This is a genomic window from Rhodococcus sp. Q (genome assembly GCF_005503035.1).
Classification (GTDB): domain Bacteria; phylum Actinomycetota; class Actinomycetes; order Mycobacteriales; family Mycobacteriaceae; genus Rhodococcus_G.
Genome location: NZ_SCOY01000002.1, coordinates 228,849 through 253,643 on the forward strand (window position 1 = coordinate 228,849; position 24,795 = coordinate 253,643).

The following is a 24,795-nucleotide window of genomic DNA, read 5'->3' on the forward strand; positions in this document are numbered from 1 at the left end:
GGAGACCACGCACGGACGACGGCCCCTACAGCCTGCGGGCCAGCGCCCGGCCGGCGCTGCGCCCCGAGAAGATGCAACCGCCGAGGAAGGTGCCTTCGAGGGCGTTGTAGCCGTGCACGCCGCCGCCACCGAAGCCTGCGACCTCGCCCGCCGCGTAGAGACCGTCGAATGCGGTGCCGTCGGGGCGGATCACCTGCGAATCGAGGTTGGTTTCCAGTCCGCCGAGCGTCTTACGGGTGAGCAGGTTCAACCGGACCGCGATCATCGGACCGTGCGCCGGGTCCTGCAGCTTGTGCGGCTTGGCGACGCGGATCACCTTGTCGACCGCGTAGGTGCGGGCGTTGCGGACAGCCATGATCTGCATGTCCTTGGTGTACGTGTTCTCGATCTCCCGGTCGCGGGCAACGACCTCCCGTTCGACCTGGTCGAAGTCGAGCGGCGGCCCGGGGTTGATGGCGTTCATGCCGTCGACGAGGTCGCGCAGGTTGTCGCGGACCACGAAGTCCTCACCGTGCTGTTTGAACGCCTCGACGGGACCGGGCGCACCCTTCTTGATGCGGCCGAGCAGGAGTTTGAGGTCCTTGCCGGTCATGTCCGGATTCTGCTCGGAACCCGAGAGCGCGAACTCCTTCTCGATGATCGACTGCGTGAGGATGAACCACGTGTGGTCGTGGCCGGTGCCGACGATGTGCTTGAGCGTCGCGAGGGTGTCGTAGCCGGGGAACAGCGGGACGGGCATACGGGTACCCGTCGCGTCCAGCCACATCGACGACGGGCCGGGGATGATGCGGATCGCGTGGTTGGGCCAGATCGGATCCCAGTTGACGATGCCCTCGGTGTAGTGCCACATACGATCTCGGTTGACGATGTTGCCGCCCGCCGATTCGGTGATCCCCAGCATCCGGCCGTCGACGTGTGCCGGGACGCCGGTGATCATCCGTTCCGGGGCCCGTCCGAGTCGTTCGGTCGGCCAGTTCTCCTTCACCAGTTCGAAGTTGCCGCCGATACCGCCGGAGGTGACGACGACCGCCTGGGCACGCAACTCGAACTGTCCCGCCGCTTCCCTCGTGGACTCGACGCCCCGCGGTTCGTGGGACGGCGCGAGAACGGTGCCGCGGACGCCGACAGCCGCGCCGTTCTCGACGATCAGCTCGTCGACCTGGTGCCGGTGCCGGAAGGTGACCAGTCCGCGAGCGGCGGCCTCGAGCACCGGTTCCCGGAACACTCGAACGACCTCGGGGCCGGTGCCCCAGGTGATGTGGAAGCGGGGCACGGAGTTGCCGTGCCCGGTGGCGAGCCCGCCGCCACGTTCGGCCCATCCGACATTCGGCATCACGCGAAGGCCGAGGTCGTGCAGATAGGACCTCTTGTCGCCGGCCGCGAAGTTGACGTAGGCCTCGGCCCACTGCCGCGGCCAGTGGTCCTCGCGGTCGCGGTCGAACCCGGCGCTGCCCATCCAGTCCTGCATCGCGAGTTCGAGGGAATCCTTGATGCCCATCCGGCGCTGTTCGGGGCTGTCCACGAAGAACAGGCCGCCGAGCGACCAGAACGCCTGTCCACCGAGGTTGGCTTCGTTCTCCTGATCCACGACCACGACGGACTTCCCCGCCCGGGTCAGTTCGTACGTGGCGACCAGGCCGGCGAGCCCGCCCCCGACGACGATGACATCGGCTGTCTCGGACATCTGCACCTCACTTGTTCTCGCTGTAACTGCGGACGACATGGACGAACAGGGCTGTACGCGCTCGGGCGATCCCGCGGTCGTCGGGTTCCATCAGGACCTGGACCGAGGTTCCGTCGTGAACCGCGACGAGCGCGCGGCCGAGCGCCTCGGAGTCGGTGATGCGCCTGCCCGCGCGGGCCAGCGCGGCATCGACGATCGGCAGGATCGTCGACTGGATCGACGCCTCGCGCGCGGCCATCACCGACCTGAGGTCGGGATTGCGCAGCGCATGGGCCGTGAACTCGGCCGTGATCCGGTACCACCGGTCCTCGACGGGGATCGCGGCGACGATCCGCGCGGCGGCGTCCTCGAGATCGAACGATTCCGATTCCACACCGGCCTCGGCGACGGTGACGGCCTCACGTATCCCGGCGAGCATCGCCTGCGAACGCTGCTCCCACATCGCGAGGAACAGCTCGTCGAGTGAGTCGAAGTTCGAGTAGAACGCACCGCGGGTGAATCCCGCTCGCTCACAGACCTGCTCGACGGTCGAGCGCCCGAACCCCTCTTCGGCGAACACGTCGAGCGCCGCGGCGAGAAGCCGCTCCCGGGTGTTCGCTCGACTCCTCGGCATGTTCGATACATTAATGTATCGAACCGCTGGGCGGGGGAAGTCCGGACAATCCGACCGCGAGGCTGCGCACCGGAACGGCCGGACACGGATACGCTCGAACCCGTGGCCGACAACTCGACGGTGAACCTGCGCCCCCTCGAACGCGACGACCTGCCGTTCGTGCATCGACTGTTCAACGACTCCCAGGTGATGCGGTACTGGTTCGAGGAACCGTACGAGTCCCTCGCCGAGCTGACGCAGCTCTACGAACGGCACATCCACGACGAACGGGAACGGCGGTTCGTGATCGAGACGGAGGGCACCGCGGTCGGTCTGGTCGAACTCGTCGAGATCGACTACATCCACCGGAACTGCGAGTTCCAGATCATCGTGGCGCCGGGCAATCAGGGCAAGGGGTACGCCGGCATCGCGACACGCAAAGTCCTCGCGCACGCGTTCGGGGTGCTGAACCTGCACAAGGTGCACCTCATCGTCGACACCGAGAACCATGCCGCCGTGCACATCTACGAGAAGGTCGGGTTCACCGTCGAAGGCGTTCTGCGCGAGGAGTTCTTCGCCGCGGGCAAATACCGCGACGCCACCCGGATGGGCATCTTCCAGCGCGACTTCCTCACGCACTAGGCCCGAGCAACCCAGCCCGTCACCGCGGCGTGAGCACCACGACCGGGATCGGCCGCGTCGTGTGCCGCTGGTACCCGGAGTAGCGGCCACCGTTGTTTGCATCGGCGGCGGCGAACAGCCGCGTGTACTCCGGGTCGTCGGGCCCCAGCAACCGGGCGGTGACGGGGATCCTCGTGGTACCGACCCGAATCGACGCCTCCGGATGCGCCTTCAGGTTGAAGTACCACCCCGGCGACTGCGGGGCACCGCCTTTGGACGCCACGACGACATAGTCCTCGCCGTCACGGACGTAGGTGAGACTGCTGACGCGAGCCTGCCCGGTCTTCGCGCCCACGGTGTCGAGCAGCAGGCAGGGCACGCCGAGGATGTGGTGCCCGATCCTGCCGCCGGTGCGCTCGTACACCCACTGGTGCACCTTCAACACCTGCACGCCGATCTTCTGGACGATCGGGTTCTCCTCCACCTTCACAATGTCCACCTCCGGATCGTGTGCGGTCCAGCGTAGCCACTTCGAGTGCCCGGCTCGAGACTTCACCCGACGTCGGAGACGCGTCGACCACGGGGCAATGCCGAGGTGGAGAGACGAATCGAGCCGGCGTCCTGCACACTATGGCGATGAGAGCCTGGTTCGCCGCCGGTGCGACAACAGCATTCACCGGCCGCTACGTCCTGCTCCGGGTGCTGCTGCACAGGTTCACGCGGGATGTCGCCGCACTCAACGCAGGTGATCACCGCCCACTTCTGAGCGCCTACCGCCATGACGCCGTCCTGCGATCCGGCGAGCTCGACCACCGCTGGTCCGGTGTGTATGTCGGCCGGGACGCAATCGAGGAGTTCCTGCGGACCTTCGTCGCTTCGCGTCTGCGGGGCGAGATCGGCGCAGCGTATTTCGGTGGCCCACCGTGGCGGATGACGACCCTCGTCCGCTTCACCACCCACGTGATCGCCCCCAACGGCACGGTCCGGCATCGGAACAGGACGATCCTGCAGGTCCGCACCAAGTGGGGACGAATTGTCGAGCAGGAGGACTTCTACGAGAACACTGCGCGCGCAGAGGCATTCGACGCGCGCCTGAGACAGCTCGGGCTCGACGCGATCGGATAGGAATCAGCGCACCCCCAGAGACGCGGTTGGGCGCGTGCACCTCGAGAGGTGCACGCGCCCAACGCGTAGTCGTTCGATCCGAAGGATCAGGGCAGGGGTCCCCCGGCCGCGATCGCGGACAGCGTCGCGAACTCGTCGGCCTTGAGGGACGCTCCGCCGACCAGACCGCCGTCGACGTCGGGCTGAGCGACGAGCTCGCCGACGTTCTTGGCGTTCATCGATCCGCCGTAGAGCACCCGCACGTCCGCCGCGACCGCGGCCGACGCCAGCTCCGCGAGGGTGGCACGCACCGCGGCACACACCTCCTGCGCGTCGGCGGCCGAGGCCACCTTGCCGGTGCCGATGGCCCACACGGGCTCGTACGCGACGACGACCTTGCCGATCTCGTCCGCCGACAGCCCGGCGAGTGAACCCTTGAGCTGCGCAACGTTGAAGGCGACGTGGTCGCCCGCCTCACGGACGTTCAGGCCCTCACCGATGCACACGATCGGCGTCACGCCGTTCGCCAGCGCCGCCTTGGTCTTGGCGAGCACGATCGCGTCGGTCTCGCCGTGGTACTGGCGACGCTCCGAGTGCCCGACGACGACGTAGGTGCAGCCGAGCTTGGCGAGCATCGCACCGCTCACCTCGCCGGTGTACGCACCCGACTTGTGCTGGGAGATGTCCTGGGCGCCGTACGTGAGCAGAAGCTTGTCGCCCTCGACGATCGTCTGCACGCTGCGAATGTCGGTGAACGGCGGGATCACCGTCACGTCGACCTTGTCGAAGTACTTCTCCGGCAACGAGAAGGCGATCTTCTGCACCAGGGCGATGGCCTCGAGGTGGTTGAGGTTCATCTTCCAGTTGCCTGCGATCAACGGCTTACGCGCCATCGAGTACCTCCAGACCGGGCAGGGACTTGCCCTCGAGGTACTCGAGCGACGCGCCGCCACCGGTGGAGATGTGCGAGAAGCCGTCCTCCGGGAGACCGAGCTGACGCACCGCGGCAGCCGAGTCGCCGCCGCCGACGACGCTGAACGCGCCCTTGCCGGTGGCCTCGACGATCGCCTCGGCGACACCCTTGGTGCCCGCCGCGAACTTCTCGAACTCGAACACACCCATCGGCCCGTTCCAGAACACGGTCTTGGAGTTCGACAGGATCGCCGCGAAGCGCTCCACCGACTCCGGGCCGATGTCCAGGCCCATCCAGCCGTCCGGGATCTCGAGCACGGACACCGTCTTCGCCTCCGCGTCGGCGGAGAAGGAATCGGCGATCACCACGTCCTGCGGGATGTGGATGACATCCGCGTACCGCTCGAGGAGCGCCTTGCAGGTGTCGATCATCGACTCCTCGCACAGCGAGTTGCCCACCGAAACACCCTGCGCCGCAAGGAAGGTGTAGTACATGCCACCACCGATGACGAGGGTGTCGGCCTTGTCGGCCAGCGCCTCGATCACGGCGAGCTTGTCGGAGACCTTCGACCCGCCGAGCACGACCGCGTACGGCCGCTCGGACTCCTGCGTGAGCTTCTGCAGGACCTCGACCTCGGCCGCGACGAGCGTGCCCGCGTAGTGCGGCAGCAGCGTCGCGACGTCGTAGACCGATGCCTGCTTGCGGTGCACGACACCGAACCCGTCGGACACGAACGCACCGTTCATGTCCGTCAGCTCGACGAGCGCCTTCGCCAGCGCGAGCCGCTCGGCGTCGTCCTTGCTGGTCTCGCGGGGATCGAAGCGGATGTTCTCGAGCAGCAGCACGTCACCGTCGGTGAGCCCCTCGGACCTGGCGAGCGCGTCCTGGCCCACGACGTCGCCGGCGAGCTGGACGTTGCGACCGAGCACCTCGCCGAGCTTCGCGGCGACCGGCGCCAGCGACAGCGCCGGATCCGGTTCGCCCTTCGGGCGGCCCAGGTGCGCCATCACGATGACCTTCGCGCCGGCCTCGGCGAGCGCCGAGATGGTCGGCGCCGAGGCCAGGATGCGACCCGGATCGGTGATGGTGGCACCGTCCAGCGGGACGTTGAGGTCGGAGCGCACCAGCACGGCGCGGCCCGCGACCCCCTCGTCCAGCAGGTCCTTCAGAGTCTTGACTGCCACTGTGATCAAAGAGCCTTTCCAACGAGACCGATGAGGTCGACGAGACGGTTCGAGTAGCCCCACTCGTTGTCGTACCAGGCGACGATCTTGACCTGGTCGTCGATGACCTTCGTCAGACCGGCGTCGAAGATCGACGAGTGGGGGTCGGTGACAATGTCCGAGGATACGATCTGGTCCTCGGTGTACTTCAGGATGCCCTTCAGCGGCCCCTCCGCGGCGGCCTTCATGGCGGCGTTGATCTCCTGGACCGACGCCGGCTTCTGCAGGTTCACGGTGAGGTCGGTGGCCGATCCGGTCGGGATCGGCACACGCAGTGCGTAGCCGTCGAGCTTGCCGGCCAGCTGCGGAAGCACGAGCCCGATGGCCTTCGCGGCGCCGGTACTGGTCGGGACGACGTTGAGGGCGGCGGCGCGTGCGCGACGGAGATCCCGGTGCGGACCGTCCTGCAGGTTCTGGTCCTGTGTGTAGGCGTGGACCGTGGTCATCAGGCCCCTGACGATGCCGAACTCGTCGTCGAGCACCTTGGCCACCGGGCCGAGGCAGTTCGTCGTGCAGGAAGCGTTGGAGATGATGTTCTGGCTACCGTCGTACGCGCCGTCGTTGACACCCATCACGATCGTGATGTCCTCGCCCTTGGCGGGCGCAGAAATGACGACCTTCTTGGCGCCCGCATCCAGGTGCCCCTTCGCCTTGGCGGCGTCGGTGAAGATGCCGGTGGACTCGACGACGACGTCGACACCCAGGTCACCCCACGGCAACGCCGACGGACCCTCGCGCAGCGACATGGCCTTCATCTTCTGGTCGCCGACGACGATCGTGTCGTCGCCTTCGAGTGAGACGTCGTACGGCAGACGACCGAGGATCGAGTCGTACTTCAGCAGGTGAGCGAGGGTTGCATTGTCGGTCAGATCGTTGACCGCCACGATCTCGATGTCCGTGGTGCCGAGCGCTTTCTGTGCGTCGACCGCCCTGAACAGATTGCGTCCGATTCGGCCGAAGCCGTTCACGCCTACCCGGATTGTCACTGTGTACTCCCGTCTGGCAGTTCTCGTGTGATGTCCCAGTCGACGCCTGGATCCGATTCACTGCTCCTCGGCACCCGAGGGTCGGCTCCGCCTCGCTACGCCTCGTCGAGCAGCTCCGCGGTCACTGCGGACTCGGTGTCCGGAATCCCGGTTTCCTTGGCCTTGCGATCCGCCATGGACAACAGGCGCCGGATGCGTCCCGCTACAGCATCCTTCGTCATCGGAGGATCTGCCAGTTGGCCGAGTTCCTCCAGCGACGCCTGCCGATGTTGCACCCGCAGGCTGCCCGCGGCCGCGAGATGATCGGGGACGTCCTCGCCGAGGATGTCCAGAGCCCGCTCCACCCGCGCCGCCGCCGCGACAGCGGCCCGTGCGGATCGTCGCAGGTTGGCGTCGTCGAAGTTCGCCAGCCGGTTCGCCGTGGCCCGCACCTCACGGCGCATCCGGCGTTCCTCCCAGGTCAATCGCGTGTCCTGCGCACCCATGCGGGTGAGCAGCGCGCCGATGGCCTCGCCGTCGCGCACCACGACGCGGTCGGCACCCCGGACCTCACGGGCCTTCGCCGCGACACCCAGTCGCCGCGCCGCACCGACCAGCGCGAGCGCGGCCTCCGGGCCGGGGCAACTGATCTCCAACGCGGAGGATCGCCCGGGCTCCGTCAGAGACCCGTGCGCGAGGAACGCGCCGCGCCACGCGGCCTCCGAGTCGACGACGCTGCCACCGACGACCTGCGCGGGAAGACCGCGGACCGGCCGGCCCCGCAGGTCGAGGAGCCCGGTCTGGCGGGCGAGGGCCTCGCCGTCCTTGCTCACTCGCACGATGTAGCGCGCACTCTTGCGCAGCCCGCCCGCCCCGAGGACGTGCACGTCTGCGGCGTACCCGTAGAGGTCGTGAATCTCGCCGCGCAGGCGGCGGGCCGTCGACCCGAGGTCGACCTCCGCCTCCACGACGACTCGGCCGGCGACGATGTGCAGTCCACCCGCGAACCGGAGCAGCGACGACACCTCCGCCCGACGTGCGGACACCTGGGTCACCACGAGCCGACTCAGCTCGTCCTTGACCTCCGCTGTCATTGCCACGAAGTGGACTCCCTTCCCGTATGTGTCGCGTGCGGTTCGCAGTGCCCCCGCAACAGTGCAGTAGACAGGATCTGATCGAGCGCCGCGGCCACCTTGCCCGGATGGTGTGTCGCGGTCCCGTGGCGTGCGACGTCGGCGTAGCCGACGTTGGCGCCGAGGCGGGCAGCGGCGCGGCACAGGTGGTCGCGCTCGCTGCCCTCGGGCACCGAGTGCGAGTCGACGAGTATGTCGTCGACCCGCAGATCCGGCGCGTGTTGTGCAAGGACGTGCAGGTGCCGTTCGGCCGAGAACCCGGCGGTCTCGCCCGGTTCGGGGGCGAGGTTGAGGATCAGGGCCTTACGGGCCTGGGTCTCGCGCAGCGCCGCGGCCATCTCGGGTACGACGACGTGCGGGATGACACTCGTGAACCAGGACCCGGGGCCGAGGAGCACCAGGTCGGCCCGCTCGATGGCCTCGACCGCGGAGGGTGTCGCGGGAGGGTCGGGTGGAAGCAACCGCACCCGCCGCACCTGCCCCGGCGTCGTCGCGACCGCCACCTGTCCCCGGATCGTGCGGCTGACCCGTGGATCGGACTCGAGGCCCACGACGTCCGCCTCGATCGCCAGCGGGATCGGCGACATCGGCAGGACCCTGCCCTCGACGCGGAGGAGCCGGGCCACCTCGTCGAGCGCACTGACGGTGTCGCCGAGCACCTCGGTCAGCCCCGCGATGATCAGGTTGCCGACCGAGTGGCCCGCGAGTGCTCCCGTTCCACCGAAACGGTGCTGCAGTGTCTGGGTCCACGTCGCGACGTCGGGGTCCTCGGAGGCCAGGGCCGCCAGCGCCATGCGCAGGTCGCCGGGCGGGATGAGCCCGAGTTCGGAACGAAGGCGCCCCGACGAGCCACCGTCGTCCGCGACCGTCACCACCGCGGTGACGTCGCTGCTGAGGCGCCGGGCCGCGCGGAGCGTCGCGTACAGACCGTGGCCGCCTCCGAGCGCGACGATCGCCGGACCCGGAGCTGTGTCCTGAGAGCCCTGCGTCATTCGCGACCCAGATCGCGGTGAACCACCTTGACGGTGATGCCCGAGTCTGCGGCGAGTCGGGACGCCAGCGCCTCCGTCATCGCGACGCTGCGGTGCTTGCCGCCGGTGCATCCGACCGCGATCGTCATGTAGCGCTTGCCCTCCCTGCGGTAACCGGTGGTGGTGAGATCGACGATGTGGTGATAGGTGTCGAGATAGTCCTGGGCACCGTCCTGCCCGAGCACGTAGTCGCGGACCGGAAGCTCACGTCCGGTGTGTTCGCGCAGCTCGGGGATCCAGTGCGGGTTCGGCAGAAAACGTACGTCGCACACCACATCCGCGTCCATCGGCAGCCCGTACTTGAAGCCGAAGGACTGGACGGTGACGGCGACGGACGGCACCTGGCCGCCACCGAACGCGGCCTCCACGCGATGACGCAGTTCGTGCACCGAGAGCGACGAGGTGTCGATCACGAGGTCGGCGTCGGCACGGACGGGCGCGAGGCGCGCCCGCTCGGACGCGATCCCTTCGCTGAGGGTTCCGTCGCTGCCCTCGCTCTGCAGCGGATGGCTGCGCCGGTTGTTCTCGAACCGCCGCACCAGCACCGAGTCGCTCGCCTCGAGGAACAGCACGCGGGTTCGGGTCGCGCTTGCCGCGACCTCCTTCACCACTGCTGCCAGTTCGCCCGTGAATCGCCGACTGCGAACATCGATCACCACCGCAAGCTTCGGGATCCGCGAGGACGGCAACCGCCCGAGGTCCACCATGCGCGTGATCAGTTCGGGTGGCAGGTTGTCCGCGACGTACCAGCCCATGTCCTCGAGCACCTTCGCGGCGGTGCTCAGTCCCGCGCCGGAAAGCCCGGTCACCAGGGCGACGTCGATGTCCGGCCGTTCGGTCACGTGTTCGGTCACTCGACACCCGCCCTCTCAGACTTCACGACACCGGCCTCCACCGCTTCGGGCCCGACGTCGGCGGACCCCGACTCATCATCCCCTACGAGGGCCCGATCATCGGTTTCCTCAGCCGGGGTTTCCCCGCGCGTCACCGCGGATTCCCCGTTCAGGGCGGCGAGGACGGCCCGCGCCGTCGCCACACCGACGCCGGGCACGGCGGTGATCTCCTCGACGGTGGCGTCCTTGAGCCGGGCGACCGAACCGAAGTGGGTGACGAGTGCCGTGCGCCGCCGCTCGCCGAGTCCCTTGACGGAGTCGAGTGCCGACGCGGTCATCCGGCGGGACCGTTTGCTGCGGTGGAAGGTGATCGCGAACCGGTGCGCCTCGTCTCGGACTCGTTGCAGCAGGTACAGCGAGTCGCTGGTACGAGGCAGGATCACCGGATCGTCCTCACCGGGAACCCACACCTCTTCGAGCCGCTTGGCGAGACCGACGACGGCGACGTCGGTGATGCCGAGTTCGTCGAGTACCGCGGCCGCCGCGGTGACCTGCGGCTTTCCACCGTCGACGACGTACAGGTTCGGCGGGTACGCGAAGCGGCGCGGGCGGCCGGTGGTCGGATCGAGGGCCGCTTCGGGAGCGAGATCGCCACCCGACCCCACATCGGCGGCGTCGTCGGTACCGCCTCGGACGTCCTGCGCGTGACGCAGGAACCTGCGCCGCGTCACCTCCGCGATGGACGCGACGTCGTCGGACCTGCCGTCGCCCGCGGCCTCCCTGATCGCGTAGTGCCGGTAGTCGGACTTGCGGGGTAACCCGTCCTCGAACACCACGAGCGATGCGACGACGTCGGTGCCCTGCACGTGGCTGATGTCGACGCATTCGATCCGCAGCGGCGCCTCGTCGAGTTCGAGGGCGTCCTGGATGCCCTGCAGCGCAGCCGACCGGGACGTCAGGTCGCCTGCCCGCTTCAGTTTGTGCTGGGCCAGTGCCTCTTTCGCGTTGCGTTCGACGGTCTCGGCGAGCGCCTTCTTGTCTCCGCGCTGCGGCACCCGCAGGGACACCGCCGAGCCACGCAGCCCGCTGAGCCAGTTCTGCATCTCGTCGGCGTTGCGGGGCAGCACCGGGACCAGCACCTCCCGCGGCACCGCCGTCGCCTTGTCGGCCTGCAGTCCGGGCTGGTCGGTCAGGGCCGCCTGCTCGCCGTAGAACTGGGTGAGGAACTCCTCGACGAGTTCCCTGGTGTCCTGGTCACCGGACAGTTCGACGACCCATCCGCGTTGGCCGCGGACTCGCCCGCCCCGCACGTGGAAGACCTGCACGGACATTTCCAGTTCGTCGGCGGCGAAGTCGACGACGTCGGCGTCGGTTCCGTCGCCGAGCACGACGGCCTGCTTCTCCAATGCCTTCCGCAGTGCCCCGAGATCGTCCCGCAGGCGTGCCGCCGTCTCGAAGTCCAGGTCGTCGGACGCCTGCTGCATCCGGATCTCGAGTTCCCGGACGAGCTTGTCCGTGCGGCCGGCGAGGAAGTCGCAGAAATCCTCGACGATGGCGCGGTGCTCGTCGGCGCTTACCCGCCCGACGCAGGGCGCCGAGCACTTGTCGATGTAGCCGAGCAGGCAGGGCCTGCCGATCTGGTTGTGCCGCTTGAACACTCCGGTGGAACACGTCCGGGCCGGGAACACCCGCAGCAGCAGGTCGAGGGTTTCGCGGATCGCCCACGCGTGCGAGTACGGACCGAAGTACCGGACCCCCTTGCGCCGCGGACCCCGGTAGACGAACAGCCGCGGATACTCCTCGCCCAGGGTCACCGCGAGCACCGGGTACGTCTTGTCGTCGCGGTAGCGGACGTTGAACCGGGGGTCGAACTCCTTGATCCAGTTGTACTCGAGCTGGAGTGCCTCGACCTCGGTCCCGACGACGGTCCACTCGACGCTGCCCGCCGTCGTCACCATCTGACGCGTCCGCGGATGCAGCGACGCGACGTCGGCGAAGTAGGAGTTCAGCCTGCTGCGCAGGTTCTTCGCCTTGCCGACGTAGACGACCCTGCCGTGGGGATCGCGGAACTTGTAGACGCCGGGCGCCGTCGGAATGGTTCCGGTGGCGGGGCGATAGGTGGCGGGATCTGGCACGAAATCCAGACTAGTCGCGGGCTCCGACGTGCCCGTCAGCTCGCGTTGTTCGCGGGGGCGTACTTCTCGGCGAGACGCCGGAACGACTGCACCGCGGACACGGCGTGCTCACGATCGTTGGACTGGATCGCCATGACCGGGATGTACTCGTCGTCGGGGAGTTCGATGCGGGCCCAGGCGGCGCCGTCGGGGAACGACAGGCCCTCCACGAGGTCCCAGTCGACGTGACGCTCACCGAAGGCGTTGCGCACCCGAACCCCCTCGCGGCTCACCCGCAGTCGGGGTCGCGCCAGCAGCAGGACACCACCGGCCAGCATCATCCCGATGCCGATCATCGCGAGCTGATCCACCAGCCGGAAGTACACACCCGTCGCCGTCGTCCGCAGCAGCACGCCGAGGACGAGGAAAACCAGGACGCAGAGGACGGCGACACCGTAGGCGTAGCGCGCGGACTTGCGAGGCCGTACCTCGAGTTCCCAGTCGCTCACCGTCACTGCCCCGCCTGCTCGCGGAGGTTCTTCAGCGTCACGGCGGTGTCGATGGCGGCGGCGCACGCCTGGCCGCCCTTGTCCTCGACGGAATCGGGCAACCCGGCCCGGTCCCGCGCCTGCTGCTCGGTGTCGGTGGTGAGCACCCCGTTGGCGACGGGGGTGCCCTCGTCGAGGGAGACGCGGGTCAGGCCGTAGGTGACGGCGTCACACACGTACTCGAAGTGCGGGGTGCCGCCGCGGATGACCACGCCGAGCGCGACGACGGCGTCGTGCATCCGGGCGAGCTGCTGTGCGACGACGGGCAACTCGATGGCGCCTGCGACGCGGACCAACGTCACGTCCTCGATCTGCGCCTGCCGGGCAACCCGCTTCGCCCCGGCGATCAGGGCCTCCGAGATCTCGGGGTGCCAGGATCCGGCGACGATGGCGAGGCTCAGGTCCTTCGCCTGCCCGAGCTGCAGTTCGGGCAGTCCCTCGCCGCTCACACCGCACCGCCCTTCTCGAACTCGTCGAGACCGGCGAGGTCGTGGCCCATGCGGTCCCGCTTCGTCCGCAGGTAGGTCAGGTTCTCGGCGTTGGCGCGCAACGGCATCGCCACCCGCTCGAGGATCTGCAGACCGTAGCCGTCGAGACCGACCCGCTTCGCGGGGTTGTTGGTGAGCAGACGCATCGAGGTGATGCCGAGGTCGACGAGGATCTGCGCGCCGATGCCGTAGTCGCGGGCGTCGGCGGGCAGACCCAGCTCGAGGTTCGCGTCGACGGTGTCGGATCCGGCGTCCTGCAACTGGTAGGCCTGCAGCTTGTGCATGAGGCCGATGCCGCGACCCTCGTGACCACGCATGTAGAGGACGACGCCGCGACCCTCGGCAGCGACCATCTCCAGCGCGGCGTCGAGCTGCGGGCCGCAGTCGCAGCGCAGCGACCCGAACACATCACCGGTCAGGCACTCGGAGTGCACCCGGACGAGGACGTCGGAGCCGTCACCGTCCGGGCCGGAGATGTCGCCCTTGACGAGGGCGACGTGCTCGACCTCGTCGTAGATGCTCTGGTAGCCGACCGCCCGGAAGTCGCCGTGCGGCGTCGGGATGCGGGCCTCCGCGATCCGCACGACGTGCTTCTCGTGCTTGCGCCGCCACGCGATGAGGTCCGCGATGGAGATCATCGCGAGATTGTGGTCGTCGGCGAAGACGCGCAGCTCGTCGGTCTGGGCCATGTGACCCTCGTCCTTCTGGCTGACGATCTCGCAGATCACGCCCGCGGGGCGCAGATCGGCCATGCGGGCGAGGTCGACAGCGGCCTCGGTGTGGCCGGGACGACGCAGGACGCCGCCCTCCTTGGCGCGCAACGGGACGACGTGGCCGGGGCGGGTGAAGTCGGAGGCGCCGGTGTTCGGGTCGGCCAGCAGGCGCATCGTCGCGGCGCGGTCGGACGCCGAGATGCCGGTGCCGATACCTTCCTTCGCGTCGACGGTGACCGTGTAGGCGGTGCCGTGCTTGTCCTGGTTCGACGAGTACATCGGGGGCAGGCCGAGACGATCGCAGTCGTCGCCGTCGAGCGGCACGCACAGGTAGCCGGACGTGTAGCGGACCATGAAGGCCACGAGTTCCGGCGTCGCCTTCTCGGCGGCGAAGATGAGGTCGCCTTCGTTCTCGCGATCCTCGTCGTCGACAACGACAACGGCCTTGCCTGCGGCGATATCGGCGACTGCGCGCTCGATACTGTCGAACCTGGTCACGTCCTGCGCTCCATCACTCATCGATCACTCATCGATTGCTCCGTGCACCACCGGGCGAGCGCCGTCGGATGCACCTCAACAGTACGACCTCACGACCGCGGGCCGTCATCGTGTCCCGGGCCGGGAGGCCGTCACGCGTTCTGTCTACCGGCCGTCTGCAACCGCTCGACGTACTTGGCGATCACGTCGACCTCCAGGTTGACGAGCGTTCCCGGTGTGGCGGTCCCGAGGACCGTCAGAGCGAGGGTGGTCGGGATCAGGGAGATCTCGAACCATTCCTGATCGGCATCGCCGCCGAGCGCGGACACGGTCAGCGAGACGCCGTCGACCGTGATCGACCCCTTCTCCACCACATACCGTGAGATCGACGCGGGCAGGGAGATCCGCACGACCTCCCAATTCTCGGACGGGGAGCGGCTGACGATCGTGCCGGTGCCGTCGACGTGGCCCTGCACGAGGTGGCCGCCGAGGCGGCTGTTCAGTGCGGCGGCACGTTCGAGGTTCACCCTGCTGCCGACGGCGAGGTTGCCCAGGCTCGAGCGATTCAGCGTCTCGGCCATCACGTCGGCGGTGAAGCTGTCCCCGTCGAGGACGTCGACCACGGTCAGGCAGACGCCGTTGACGGCGATCGAGTCGCCGTGACCGGCGTCGGAGGTGACCAGCGGTCCGCGGACGGTGAAGCGGGCCGCGTCGGCCAGGTCTTCCTTGGCGACGATCTCGCCCAGTTCTTCGACGATGCCGGTGAACACTGTGTCGTTGTCTCCTCGTGAGTGGGGCCGGGGTGTGGCGGCGTGATTCATGTGCGGTCCGACCGTTGCGGCACCAGCGTGAGCAACAGATCCGGGCCGACGGCGTCGACGGACTCCCGGGTGAACCGCAGCGCCTGCGCGATGGTGCCGACTCCAGCATCCTCCACGGCTGCGGCGCCCGCACCGAGCAGTACCGGTGAGAGGAACGCGTGGACGCGGTCGATCAATCCCGCCTCCAGGAACGCGCCGGCCAGATGCGGCCCACCTTCGAGCAGGACGTCGGGCCGGTCGGCGAGCGCGGCAAGCACCTCGTGCGGGTCGCGGGTCCGCAGGATCAGGGTTTCGGCGGCGTCGTCGAGCACCCGCGACGACCGCGGAATCTCGCGTTTCCCGACGACGACCCGCAGCGGTTGCCGGTCGGCGAGGGAGCCGTCGGGTTCGCGTGCCGTCAGCCACGGATCGTCGGCGAGGACGGTCCCGGTGCCGACGACGATCGCGTCGAGTTTCGCTCGTTCGAGGTGGACGAGGGCACGCGCCTCCGGGCCGGTGATCCACTGGCTGGTGCCGTCGGCCGCGGCACTGCGTCCGTCGAGGCTTGCGGCGAACTTCCAGGTCACGTGGGCGCGGCCGGTCCGCTGACGGTGCAACCACGCCCGCAGCGACGTGCGCTCGACGAGGTCTGCGCCCACACCGCCGAGCACGTCGACCCCGGCGGCCCGCAACGTGTCTGCGCCACCCGCGGCCTGCGGGTTGGGGTCGGTGACGGCGTAGACGACGCGCTCGATGCCCGCCTCGATCAGTGCCGCCGTGCACGGACCGGTGCGGCCGGTGTGGTTGCACGGTTCGAGGGTGACGACGGCGGTGCCGCCACGAGCGCGGTCCCCCGCGACGCCCAGCGCCATCACCTCGGCGTGCGGCCCCCCGACGGGACTGGTCGCGCCGACCCCCGCGATCAGTCCGTCGGTGTCGAGAATCACAGCGCCCACGGGCGGATTCGGGCTGGTTGTGCCTCGCACGCGTTCGGCGGCGTCGTTCGCGATCGCAACCGCGGCGAGGTCCTGCTCGGCGGCATCCTCACGGCGATGCGCACTGCCCGCCACGACTAGACGGCCAGTGTCAGATGCGGCGACGCCGACGCCGCCTGGGCGCGGAGCTTGCGCACCGCCTCGGCGGGATCGGCCGCGCCGTAGACCGCGGAGCCGGCGACGAAGCAGTCGACGCCCGCTTCGGCTGCGGCCTCGACGGTGTCGGTGTTGATGCCGCCGTCGATCTCGACGAGGAGGGTCAGCTCACCGGAGTCGACGAGCTTGCGGACGGCGCGGGCCTTGCCGAGCACGTCGGGGATGAAGGACTGCCCACCGAAGCCGGGTTCGACGCTCATGACGAGCAGCGTGTCGAACTCCTTGAGGATCTCCAGGTAGGGCTCGATCGGGGTTCCGGGCTTGACCGACAGGCCCGCCTTCGCACCCGCGGCGCGGATGTCGCGGGCGACGGAGATCGGATCGTCGGTGGCCTCGGCGTGGAAGGTGACGTTGTGTGCACCTGCCTCGGCGTACGGCGGTGCCCAACGGCCCGGGTTGTCGATCATCAGGTGGCAGTCGAGGGGAATGTCGGTGGCCTTGATCAGCGACTGCACGATCGGAAGGCCGAGGGTGAGGTTCGGCACGAAATGCGCGTCCATCACGTCGACGTGGAGCCAGTCGGAACCGGCGACGGCGGCGGCTTCGTCGGCGAGTCGAGCGAAATCGGCGGACAGGATGGACGGTGCGATCATCGGGTGAGCCACGCCGACGAGCTTAGTCGCCGTCGCCGGGGCGTCCTGCGAGCAGTCGCTTCGGCGCAGTGCGGCGCCACGCCTCCGTGACCAGTTCCACCAACTGGTCGTGGTCGACGGCATCGAGATCGACGAGGATCGCCCCGTACCCGTCGTAGTGCGGCGTCGTGTAGAACGCACCGTCGCCCGATGACAGCAGCGCCTCCTTCTCGTCGAGGCCGCAGCGCACCACGAGCCCGCCGTCGGCATCGCTGCGCAGGCGGACGAAACCCTTGCCCGCCACCTTCAGCGCCGGGGTGCGGTACCAGGTGGATTCCGCAACCTCCGGCAACCCGCTCGCGGCGGCGACGACGTCCTCCCAGGTCTGCATGCAGTCGAGTGTGCGCCACCGATCGGTGTGAACCTTGGACGAATGCGCACATCACGCGATGGGCGTTTTGCCCTATTCTCGACGAGTACCCGTCTGAACCCACACAGAGAGAGTTCATGAAGAGCGCACGGCGCAAACCTCGAAGACCCGTACCGCCCCGCACACCCCACGGTGCCGCGACCCTCCCGGAGGCGCGACCGTGATCACTGTCCTCACGATCCTTCTCGGCGTGGCGGTCGTCCTGCTCATCACCGCCGTGACCGGCTACTTCGTCGCCCAGGAATTCGCCTTCATGGCCGTCGACCGGTCCCGCCTCACCGCGCGCGCCGAAGCCGGTGACCCCGCCGCGACACGAGCACTCGCCGTCACCCGCCGCACGTCCTTCATGCTGTCCGGCGCGCAGCTCGGCATCACCGTCACCGGCCTGCTGGTCGGCTACGTCGCCGAACCCCTGATCGGCCGCGGCCTCGGGGAGCTCCTCGGCGGCGTCGGGATCCCCACCGCTGTCGGCGTCGGCATCGGCGCGATCGCGGCCGTGCTGCTGTCCACCGTCATCCAGATGGTGTTCGGCGAACTGTTCCCGAAGAACCTCGCGATCGCCCGCCCCGAGCTCGTCGCGGGCCGCCTCGCCTTGTCGACGACGCTGTACCTCACCCTGTTCGGCTGGCTGATCGCACTGTTCGACGCCTCGTCGAACCTCCTGCTGCGGGCGCTGCGGATCGAACCCGTCCACGACGTCGAGCACTCGGCGACGGTCCGCGACCTCGAACACATCGTCGCCGAGTCCCGAAACACCGGCGAGCTCCCCCGCGAGCTGTCCGCACTGCTCGACCGCATTCTCGACTTCCCCACGCGCACAGCCGAACACGCGATGGTCCCGCGTTCCCGGGTCGACGTGGTCCGCGCCGACGAACCCGCCTCCGACGTGATCGCGCGGATGGGCTCCGGTCACACCCGCTATCCCGTCGTCGGCGCCTCCAGCGACGACCTGGTCGGCGTCGTCCACCTGCACGACCTGCTGGGTGCAACCCCGACCGGGACCGCCGCGAATCACGCGCGCCCCGCGGTGCTCGTTCCGACCACGCTCCCACTGCCGGACGTCCTGTCCCGGTTGACGTCAGCGAAGGACGAGATGGCGCTGGTCATCGACGAATACGGCGGCTTCGCGGGCGCCGTCACGATCGAGGACATGGCCGAGGAATTGATCGGCGAGATCGCCGACGAACACGACCCGGACCGCGAGGCGACCGACGTCGAGGCCGTCGGCGGCGGCTGGCTGATCCCCGGCGCGGTCCACGTCGACGAGGTGGGACGCATTCTCGACCGGGACCTTCCGGAGGACGACGACTACGAGACACTCGCCGGTCTGGTGATCGCGCGGTTCGGCGGGCTGCCCGCCGTCGGCGACACCGTGACGATCCCGTTGCCGGCCGACCCCGCGGACCTCATCGCGGATGAACCACCACCACCGGAGTCGTTGCACGTCGAGGTGCGGGGCGTCGACAAGCACGTCCCGTCGTCGCTGTTCGTCACCGTCGCAGCAGATGTGAAGGGGCCGGGCGATGAGTAACCCCTGGATCGTCGCCGCTGTCACGGTCGTGCTCATCGCGGCCAGTGCGTTCTTCGTCGCCGTCGAGTTCGCGCTCATCGCCGCGCGCAGGCACCGATTGGAGGACGCGGCACCGAACAGCCGGTCGGCACGAGCCGCGCTGCGCAGTGCGTCCGAACTGTCCGTCCTGCTCGCCGGCTCGCAGCTCGGCATCACCGTCTGCACGCTGGCACTGGGCGCGGTCACGAAACCCGCTGTCCACCACTGGCTCACACCGATGTTCTCGCAGTGGGGTGCGCCACAGTGGCTCGCCGACGTCGCCGGTTTCGTACTGGCACTGCTGATCGTGACGTTCCTGCACCTGGTCGTCGGCGAGATGGCACCGAAGTCGTGGGCCATCGCCCATCCCGAGAGGTCGGCGACGCTGCTCGCGATTCCGATGCGCGGGTTCATGTGGCTGACCCGCCCGCTCATCGTGAGCCTGAACCGGCTGGCGAACTGGTGCCTGGTGAAGGTCGGTGTGCAGCCCGTCGACCAGGTTGCGTCCGGGCAGGATCCGGCGGCGCTACGGCATCTCGTGGAGCACTCGGCGACGGTCGGCACCCTCGACGAGCGCTACCACGGGCATCTCACGGGTGCGCTCGAACTCGAATCGCTCACGGTCGGTGACATCGTCCGGCCGAACACCGATCCGAGCAGCGTCGCCGCCGACGCGACCGTCGAGGTGATCCGGGCGACTGCCGATCGACTGGGCCACCTACGACTGCTCGTTCGCGACACGGGCGACGTGCTCGGGGTGGTGCACGTCCGCGACAGTCTGGGCGCGGGGGCGGACGTACGGGCACGCGACCTGATGCGTCCAGTACTCGGTTTGGCGACGGGGACACCGGTGTACGCGGCGCTGGCGACGATGCGGGAAACGCGCAGTCACATCGCGATCGTGCGCAGCGACGACGGAACGCTCGTCGGACTCATCACCCTCGCGGACGTCCTCGCGCGATTGCTGCCGACTTCCTAGACTGACCGCACCCCGGTCCGTCGAGTACGACGAAGGAGGGATCATGGACGGTGCTGCGAGAGCCGTCCGCCCCACGCAGTCAGGGTCGGTCCCGTGAACACGGCCACGGCACTCAATGTCGGGCTGGTGCTGCTGTTCATCCTCGTCGGGGGCGTGTTCGCGGCGACGGAGATCGCTCTGGTGTCGTTGCGGGAGAGCCAGATCCGGGCGCTGTCGCAGCGGGGCAGGCGCGGCGCCCGAACCGCGGACCTCGCCAGGAACCCCAATCGGTTCCTGTCCGCGGTGCAGATCGGGGTCACGGTCGCCGGCTTCTTCTCCGCCGCGTACGGCGCGTCGGCGATCGCGCCCGACATGGCCCCCACCCTCCGCGGGTGGGGGCTCTCGAGCGACACCGCCGACGTCGTGGCGTTGATCGGCACGACGCTCGTCGTCGCCTATCTCTCACTGGTTCTGGGCGAGCTGGTGCCCAAGCGGATTGCGCTCCAACGCTCCACCGGCGTCGCCCGGGCCACCGGCCCGCCGCTCGACCGGTTCGCGGTGCTGATGCGTCCGGTGATCTGGCTGCTGTCCGTCTCGACCGATGCGGTGGTCCGGCTCCTCGGCGGTGACCCGGCCCGCACCGCCGAGGCCGTCACCCCCGACGAGCTGCGGGAACTACTGATCGGACACGACGCGCTCCCCGCCGAGCAGCGAAAGGTGCTGTCGGAGGTGTTCGACGCCGGCAACCGCACGCTGACGGAGGTGATGCGCCCGCGAACCGAGGTGGATCACCTCGAAGCCGACAGCACCGTTCGGCAGGCCCGGGACCGCGCGATCGAGCTCGGGCACAGTCGCCTGCCTGTCGTGGTCGGTGGTTCACTCGACGCCGTCCTGGGGTTCGTGCACCTGCGGGACCTGTTCCGGGCGGACGGTGACGCGGTGGTGGCCGACCTGTGCCGCCCGCTGGTGCAGTTCCCCGGCAGCAAGAGGGCACTGTCGACGCTGGCGGAGATGCGCCGCGAGAACGTCCAACTGGTCCTGGTGATCGACGAGTACGGCGGTTCCGCGGGCATCGTGACGCTCGAGGACATCGTCGAGGAACTCGTCGGCGAGATCGGCGACGAGTTCGACGACGCCACCGAATCCGACTCGTCGACCTCACGACCGGACACCGTCGACGGCCTGCTCCTCGCCGACGACTTCGAGAAGCAGACGGGCATCACACTGCCTCCCGGCCCGTTCGACACCGTCGGCGGATTCGTCATGCACCGGCTGCAAGACGTCCCCCGGGTCGGTGACACCGTCACCGTGGGCGGTGTCAGCCTGACCGTGGCCTCGCTCGACGGTCATCGCATCGATCGCATCACCCTCGGCGCCGCCGACAGCCCTCAGTGAATGTGATTGCGCCAGTCCAGCGGTACCCGGCCCTCCGGGCCCGGCGCGGGCTGATTCAGCGGGTGGTGGCGGGGTTCGGCGAGGTCCGGACCGTCGTACATCTGCTCGGTCCGATAGTTCCAGAACCAGTCCTCGCCCGGCTCGTAGCTCTGTACGAACGGGTGACCGGTCGCGGCGGCGTGCGCCGACGCGTGCTGCGCGGGCGACGAGTCGCAGCATCCGATGTGCCCGCACTCGGCGCAGCGCCGCAGGTGCACCCACCACCCCTGCGCGGCGTCGCAGTCGACGCAACCAGGTCCGCTCGGCGGCACGTCCGGTGCGATGCCCTCGATGTCAGTCATGTTCTTCTCCCTCCGGTGCGGTGAGCGGGACACGGACCACGAATTCGGTTTTCCCAGGGCGTGATTCGACGCGAATGTCGCCCCCGTGCCGGTCGACGATCCGCCACGAGATGTCGAGACCGAGACCCGTCCCCTCGCCGACCGGTTTGGTCGTGAAGAACGGTTCGAAGAGACGACCGCGCACGTCGTCGGCGATGCCCGCTCCGGTGTCCTCGATGACAACGGCGAGGCGGTCGCCGTCTCGCCGGGTGCGGACGGTGAGGGTTCCGCGGCCGCCCATCGCTGCGACGGCGTTGTCGACGAGGTTGGTCCACACCTGGTTGAGTTCGGCTGCGTGCACCGGGATCGGCGGCAACGTCCGGTCGTAGTCCTTCACCACCTCGACGTCCTTGCCGATCTTTCCGCTGAGCATCACGAGTGTGCTGTCGAGCAGGTCGTGCACGTCGGAGACCTGCACGGGGGCGCGGTCGAGCTGCGAATACTGTTTCGCGGCACCGACGAGGTTGGTGATCCTGGATGTGGACTCGGTGATCTCGTTCATCAGCAGTTCGGTCTCGATGGTGTGCGCGAGCCACCCGACCGCACTGGCGAGAAGCTCCGGGGCGACGGTCGACGCGACCCGCTCGAGCCAGGCGACGTCCAACCCCGCCTGCACGAACGTCGGCGCGAGGGTCCACGCGCCCGCGATGCCGTGGTCGTCGAGCCACGCGCCGAGTTCGTCCTCGCGGTCGGACTCCTCCAGCGGACTCAGCGTCGGCGCGCTCGCGACGACCGCCACCGCGTCCTCCTGGATGCGGATGAGCAGGTGGAGCACCGCGGGGTCGTAGGCACCGGACGCGATCAGCCCCAGCTTGTGCCGCATCTTCACGACCCGGTCCCGGAGTTCGGAGGTGGCCCGGACCGCGGCCGCCGCGGGATTGTTCAGCTCGTGTGTCAGGCCCGCCGACAGTGATCCGAGGGCCAGCAGGCGTTCGCGCTGGTCGAGGATTTCCCGTGCGTTGCGATTACCGAAGAACAGCCCCTCCAGTAGGTGCAGTGCCATCGGGAACCAGTCGGCCATCAGGCGCGCGAAGTCCCCGGCGGCGAGAACGAAGAACGTGGCGCGCTCCGGCACCGTCATCGACCCGCTGTACACCTGCGGAACCCGGTCCCCCATGTACGCGGTCCACGCGCCCGCGTAGGACCCGCGGTGCGAGGTGCGTGACATCTCCACCTCACGCGTACCCGACAGGACTGTCAGGACCACCGTGCCGTCGAGCAGGACGTAGAAGCAGGTGGCGGGCTCCCCCTCCCGGTACACCGGACCGGGTTCCACCGTCTCGATCCGCCCCACCCGGCACAACTCGTCCAACTGGTCGTCGTCGAGTTTCTCGAAGAGGAACAGTGTCCGCAGCAGGTCCGGCGAGCAGACAGGCACCGCGCCGCCGGTCATTGCCGGTCCAGGTAGCGGTGCACCAGCATGACGGCCATCGCGCCTTCACCGACCGCGGACGCGACTCGTTTCGCCGAATCTGCCCGCACGTCGCCGGCCGCGAACACCCCCGGGACACTCGTTTCCAGATGCTGGGGTGGCCGGTCGAGATCCCATCCGTGTGGCCGCCGCCCTTCCACGACGAGATCGGGACCGGACACGACGTATCCGGCGTCGTCGCGGACGACGACGCCGTCGAGCCAGTCGGTGCGGGGCGCGGCGCCGATGAACAGGAACAGCCAGGGCGCGTCGACGGTGTCGATCGCTCCGGTGACGTTGTCGCGCAGCGTGATCCGCGACAGGTGGTCGTCGCCGTCCGTTCCGATCACCTCCGAGCAGGCGCGGACGACGATGCGCGGGTTCCGTGCGATCTGCTGGATCAGGTAGTGAGACATGGACGCGTCGAGGGATTTCGCGCGCACCACGATCGTGACCGAGCGGGCACTTCTCGCCAGGTAGACCGCTGCCTGGCCCGCGGAGTTCGCCCCGCCGACGATGTACACGTCCTGGTCCGCGCACCTCGCCGCCTCGGTGACCGCGGAGCCGTAGAACACGCCGCGGCCGGTGAAGTCGTCGATCCCCGGCACCGGCAACTGCCGGTAGGACACCCCGGTCGCGAGGATGACGGTGTGCGCGTCGAGGGTGGCGCCGTCGGCGAACCGCACGGTCCGCGCGGACCCGTTCACCTCGAGTGCCACGACCTCGCGGGTGGTCACGATCTCGGCGCCGAACTTCGCCGCCTGGCGCCTGGCGCGGTCGGCGAGCTGGCCGCCGGACAGCCCGTCCGGGAAGCCGAGATAGTTCTCGATCCGCGAACTCTGTCCGGCCTGCCCGCCCGTGGCGGTGCGCTCGATGAGGACGGTGCGCAGCCCCTCCGATGCGCCGTACACGGCCGCGCCGAGCCCTGCCGGGCCGCCGCCGATGACGACGAGGTCGTAGAAGTCGGCGCAGGGTGTCGTGGACAGACCGACGCGGGCCGCCAGTTCCGAGTCGGTCGGCTCCACCAACGCCCGGCCGTCGCTGGTGATCACCACCGGCAACCGCAGGCCGTCGGCGCCCGCGGCCTCCAACAACCGCTGGCCCTCCGGCTCGTCCGACATGTACCACCGATACGGACACTGGTTGCGCGCCAGGAACTCCCGCACCTCCGACGACCGCGCGGACCACCGGTGCCCGACGATCCGGATATCGGTGACGGGCCGGGCGTCCGACGTCGCCCACGCCTCGAGCAACGCGTCGAGGACCGGATACAGCTTCTCCTCCGGCGGATCCCACGGTTTGAGCAGGTAGTGGTCGAGGTCGACGACGTTGATGGCGTCGATCGCCGCGTTGGTGTCTGCGTACGCGGTGAGCAGCACGCGTTTCGCGGTGGGATACAGGTCCATGCCCTGTTCGAGGAATTCGATGCCACTCATGCCCGGCATCCGGTGGTCGGCGAGCAGCACGGCCACTGGATCGCCCCGCAACTTCATCTCCTTGAGCGCGTCCAGCGCGTCGGCCCCCGACTGCGCGCGGACGATCCGGTACGACTCCCCGTACCGACGCCGCAGGTCGCGCACGATGGCGCGGGAGACGCTCGGATCGTCGTCGACGCTGAGGATCGCGGGCAGGGCCATCGCACTCCCATCCGGGACCGGGGAATCTACTCGACATCGAGTATCGCAACGTTCGCGGCGTTGCGCGCCCCGT

25 protein-coding genes are annotated in these 24,795 nt (G+C 68.9%); 5 read left to right on the forward strand and 20 right to left on the reverse strand.

Features of this window, described 5'->3' with window-relative positions; genetic code table 11:
* Positions 1 to 25 precede the first annotated feature (25 nt).
* A complete protein-coding gene (locus tag FFS72_RS03330; RefSeq protein WP_137872603.1) occupies positions 26 to 1,684 on the reverse strand; it encodes an FAD-binding dehydrogenase in 1,659 nt (552 codons plus the stop codon).
* A 7-nt stretch (positions 1,685 to 1,691) separates the two neighbouring features.
* On the reverse strand, positions 1,692 to 2,297 hold the full coding sequence (locus FFS72_RS03335) for a TetR/AcrR family transcriptional regulator (protein WP_137872604.1): 606 nt from the start codon (positions 2,295 to 2,297) through the stop codon (positions 1,692 to 1,694).
* A gap of 102 nt (positions 2,298 to 2,399) precedes the next feature.
* Here FFS72_RS03335 and speG point away from each other — a divergent pair, with 102 nt between their 5' ends.
* A complete protein-coding gene (gene speG / locus FFS72_RS03340) occupies positions 2,400 to 2,918 on the forward strand; it encodes a spermidine N1-acetyltransferase (RefSeq protein ID WP_137872605.1) in 519 nt (172 codons plus the stop codon).
* Between the two features lie 19 nt (positions 2,919 to 2,937).
* Here speG and FFS72_RS03345 read toward each other — a convergent pair whose 3' ends face one another.
* A complete protein-coding gene (locus tag FFS72_RS03345; protein ID WP_283235398.1) occupies positions 2,938 to 3,396 on the reverse strand; it encodes a nitroreductase family deazaflavin-dependent oxidoreductase in 459 nt (152 codons plus the stop codon).
* A gap of 137 nt (positions 3,397 to 3,533) precedes the next feature.
* Between FFS72_RS03345 and FFS72_RS26320 the strand changes: the two genes are divergently transcribed.
* Positions 3,534 to 4,022: a nuclear transport factor 2-like protein gene (locus FFS72_RS26320; protein WP_171018542.1), complete on the forward strand. Its 489-nt coding sequence runs from the start codon at positions 3,534 to 3,536 to the stop codon at positions 4,020 to 4,022.
* A gap of 86 nt (positions 4,023 to 4,108) precedes the next feature.
* Here FFS72_RS26320 and tpiA read toward each other — a convergent pair whose 3' ends face one another.
* The 14 genes from tpiA to FFS72_RS03420 form a co-directional block, all read right to left on the reverse strand.
* Positions 4,109 to 4,894, reverse strand: a complete 786-nt coding sequence (tpiA, locus tag FFS72_RS03355) for a triose-phosphate isomerase (protein WP_137872606.1) — start codon at positions 4,892 to 4,894, stop codon at positions 4,109 to 4,111.
* The gene (locus FFS72_RS03360; RefSeq protein WP_137872607.1) at positions 4,884 to 6,098 is read right to left on the reverse strand and encodes a phosphoglycerate kinase; all 1,215 of its coding nucleotides are present in this window, start codon (positions 6,096 to 6,098) and stop codon (positions 4,884 to 4,886) included. The genes tpiA and FFS72_RS03360 overlap by 11 nt, the downstream gene beginning before the upstream one ends.
* Positions 6,099 to 6,103: 5 nt before the next feature.
* Positions 6,104 to 7,123, reverse strand: a complete 1,020-nt coding sequence (gene gap / locus FFS72_RS03365) for a type I glyceraldehyde-3-phosphate dehydrogenase (RefSeq protein WP_137872608.1) — start codon at positions 7,121 to 7,123, stop codon at positions 6,104 to 6,106.
* Between the two features lie 95 nt (positions 7,124 to 7,218).
* Positions 7,219 to 8,196 carry a DNA-binding protein WhiA gene (gene whiA, locus FFS72_RS03370; protein WP_171018555.1) on the reverse strand — a complete coding sequence of 326 codons (978 nt, stop codon included), beginning with the start codon at positions 8,194 to 8,196 and terminating at the stop codon, positions 7,219 to 7,221.
* Positions 8,193 to 9,227 (reverse strand): gluconeogenesis factor YvcK family protein, encoded by a 1,035-nt coding sequence (locus tag FFS72_RS03375; protein WP_137872610.1) that lies wholly within the window; start codon positions 9,225 to 9,227, stop codon positions 8,193 to 8,195. The genes whiA and FFS72_RS03375 overlap by 4 nt, the downstream gene beginning before the upstream one ends.
* The gene (gene rapZ / locus FFS72_RS03380; protein ID WP_137872611.1) at positions 9,224 to 10,120 is read right to left on the reverse strand and encodes an RNase adapter RapZ; all 897 of its coding nucleotides are present in this window, start codon (positions 10,118 to 10,120) and stop codon (positions 9,224 to 9,226) included. Before rapZ ends, FFS72_RS03375 begins: the two co-directional genes overlap by 4 nt.
* Complete coding sequence (gene uvrC, locus FFS72_RS03385) at positions 10,117 to 12,234, reverse strand: excinuclease ABC subunit UvrC (protein WP_137872612.1); 2,118 nt, start codon at positions 12,232 to 12,234, stop codon at positions 10,117 to 10,119. Before uvrC ends, rapZ begins: the two co-directional genes overlap by 4 nt.
* Positions 12,235 to 12,269: 35 nt before the next feature.
* On the reverse strand, positions 12,270 to 12,722 hold the full coding sequence (locus FFS72_RS03390) for a PH domain-containing protein (RefSeq protein ID WP_137872753.1): 453 nt from the start codon (positions 12,720 to 12,722) through the stop codon (positions 12,270 to 12,272).
* A 2-nt stretch (positions 12,723 to 12,724) separates the two neighbouring features.
* Positions 12,725 to 13,210: a 6,7-dimethyl-8-ribityllumazine synthase gene (gene ribH, locus FFS72_RS03395; RefSeq protein ID WP_137872613.1), complete on the reverse strand. Its 486-nt coding sequence runs from the start codon at positions 13,208 to 13,210 to the stop codon at positions 12,725 to 12,727.
* The gene (locus FFS72_RS03400; RefSeq protein ID WP_137872614.1) at positions 13,207 to 14,460 is read right to left on the reverse strand and encodes a bifunctional 3,4-dihydroxy-2-butanone-4-phosphate synthase/GTP cyclohydrolase II; all 1,254 of its coding nucleotides are present in this window, start codon (positions 14,458 to 14,460) and stop codon (positions 13,207 to 13,209) included. Before FFS72_RS03400 ends, ribH begins: the two co-directional genes overlap by 4 nt.
* 131 nt (positions 14,461 to 14,591) lie before the next feature.
* Entirely contained in the window at positions 14,592 to 15,209 is a 618-nt protein-coding gene (locus FFS72_RS03405; RefSeq protein WP_137872615.1) for a riboflavin synthase, read from the reverse strand.
* A 47-nt stretch (positions 15,210 to 15,256) separates the two neighbouring features.
* Positions 15,257 to 16,309, reverse strand: a complete 1,053-nt coding sequence (gene ribD / locus FFS72_RS03410) for a bifunctional diaminohydroxyphosphoribosylaminopyrimidine deaminase/5-amino-6-(5-phosphoribosylamino)uracil reductase RibD (RefSeq protein ID WP_137872616.1) — start codon at positions 16,307 to 16,309, stop codon at positions 15,257 to 15,259.
* Between the two features lie 2 nt (positions 16,310 to 16,311).
* Positions 16,312 to 16,995: a ribulose-phosphate 3-epimerase gene (gene rpe, locus FFS72_RS03415; protein WP_137872617.1), complete on the reverse strand. Its 684-nt coding sequence runs from the start codon at positions 16,993 to 16,995 to the stop codon at positions 16,312 to 16,314.
* 10 nt (positions 16,996 to 17,005) lie between these two features.
* Entirely contained in the window at positions 17,006 to 17,353 is a 348-nt protein-coding gene (locus FFS72_RS03420; RefSeq protein ID WP_137872618.1) for an MmcQ/YjbR family DNA-binding protein, read from the reverse strand.
* A 199-nt stretch (positions 17,354 to 17,552) separates the two neighbouring features.
* Here FFS72_RS03420 and FFS72_RS03425 point away from each other — a divergent pair, with 199 nt between their 5' ends.
* From FFS72_RS03425 to FFS72_RS03435, 3 genes are all read left to right on the forward strand, one after another.
* Positions 17,553 to 18,923 (forward strand): hemolysin family protein, encoded by a 1,371-nt coding sequence (locus FFS72_RS03425; RefSeq protein WP_137872619.1) that lies wholly within the window; start codon positions 17,553 to 17,555, stop codon positions 18,921 to 18,923.
* Positions 18,916 to 19,920, forward strand: a complete 1,005-nt coding sequence (locus FFS72_RS03430; protein ID WP_137872620.1) for a hemolysin family protein — start codon at positions 18,916 to 18,918, stop codon at positions 19,918 to 19,920. Before FFS72_RS03425 ends, FFS72_RS03430 begins: the two co-directional genes overlap by 8 nt.
* 93 nt (positions 19,921 to 20,013) lie before the next feature.
* Positions 20,014 to 21,294 (forward strand): hemolysin family protein, encoded by a 1,281-nt coding sequence (locus FFS72_RS03435; RefSeq protein WP_137872621.1) that lies wholly within the window; start codon positions 20,014 to 20,016, stop codon positions 21,292 to 21,294.
* On the opposite strand, the gene FFS72_RS03440 is transcribed toward FFS72_RS03435, so the two are convergent.
* The 3 genes from FFS72_RS03440 to FFS72_RS03450 are packed head-to-tail and all read right to left on the reverse strand — an operon-like array spanning position 21,288 to position 24,722.
* Positions 21,288 to 21,635 (reverse strand): UBP-type zinc finger domain-containing protein, encoded by a 348-nt coding sequence (locus FFS72_RS03440; RefSeq protein ID WP_137872622.1) that lies wholly within the window; start codon positions 21,633 to 21,635, stop codon positions 21,288 to 21,290. The two genes, FFS72_RS03435 and FFS72_RS03440, sit on opposite strands and share 7 nt — an antisense overlap.
* On the reverse strand, positions 21,628 to 23,067 hold the full coding sequence (locus FFS72_RS03445; RefSeq protein WP_137872623.1) for an ATP-binding protein: 1,440 nt from the start codon (positions 23,065 to 23,067) through the stop codon (positions 21,628 to 21,630). Before FFS72_RS03445 ends, FFS72_RS03440 begins: the two co-directional genes overlap by 8 nt.
* Positions 23,064 to 24,722, reverse strand: coding sequence for an NAD(P)/FAD-dependent oxidoreductase (locus FFS72_RS03450; protein ID WP_137872624.1), 1,659 nt, complete (start codon positions 24,720 to 24,722; stop codon positions 23,064 to 23,066). The genes FFS72_RS03445 and FFS72_RS03450 overlap by 4 nt, the downstream gene beginning before the upstream one ends.
* Between the last annotated feature and the right edge of the window lie 73 nt (positions 24,723 to 24,795).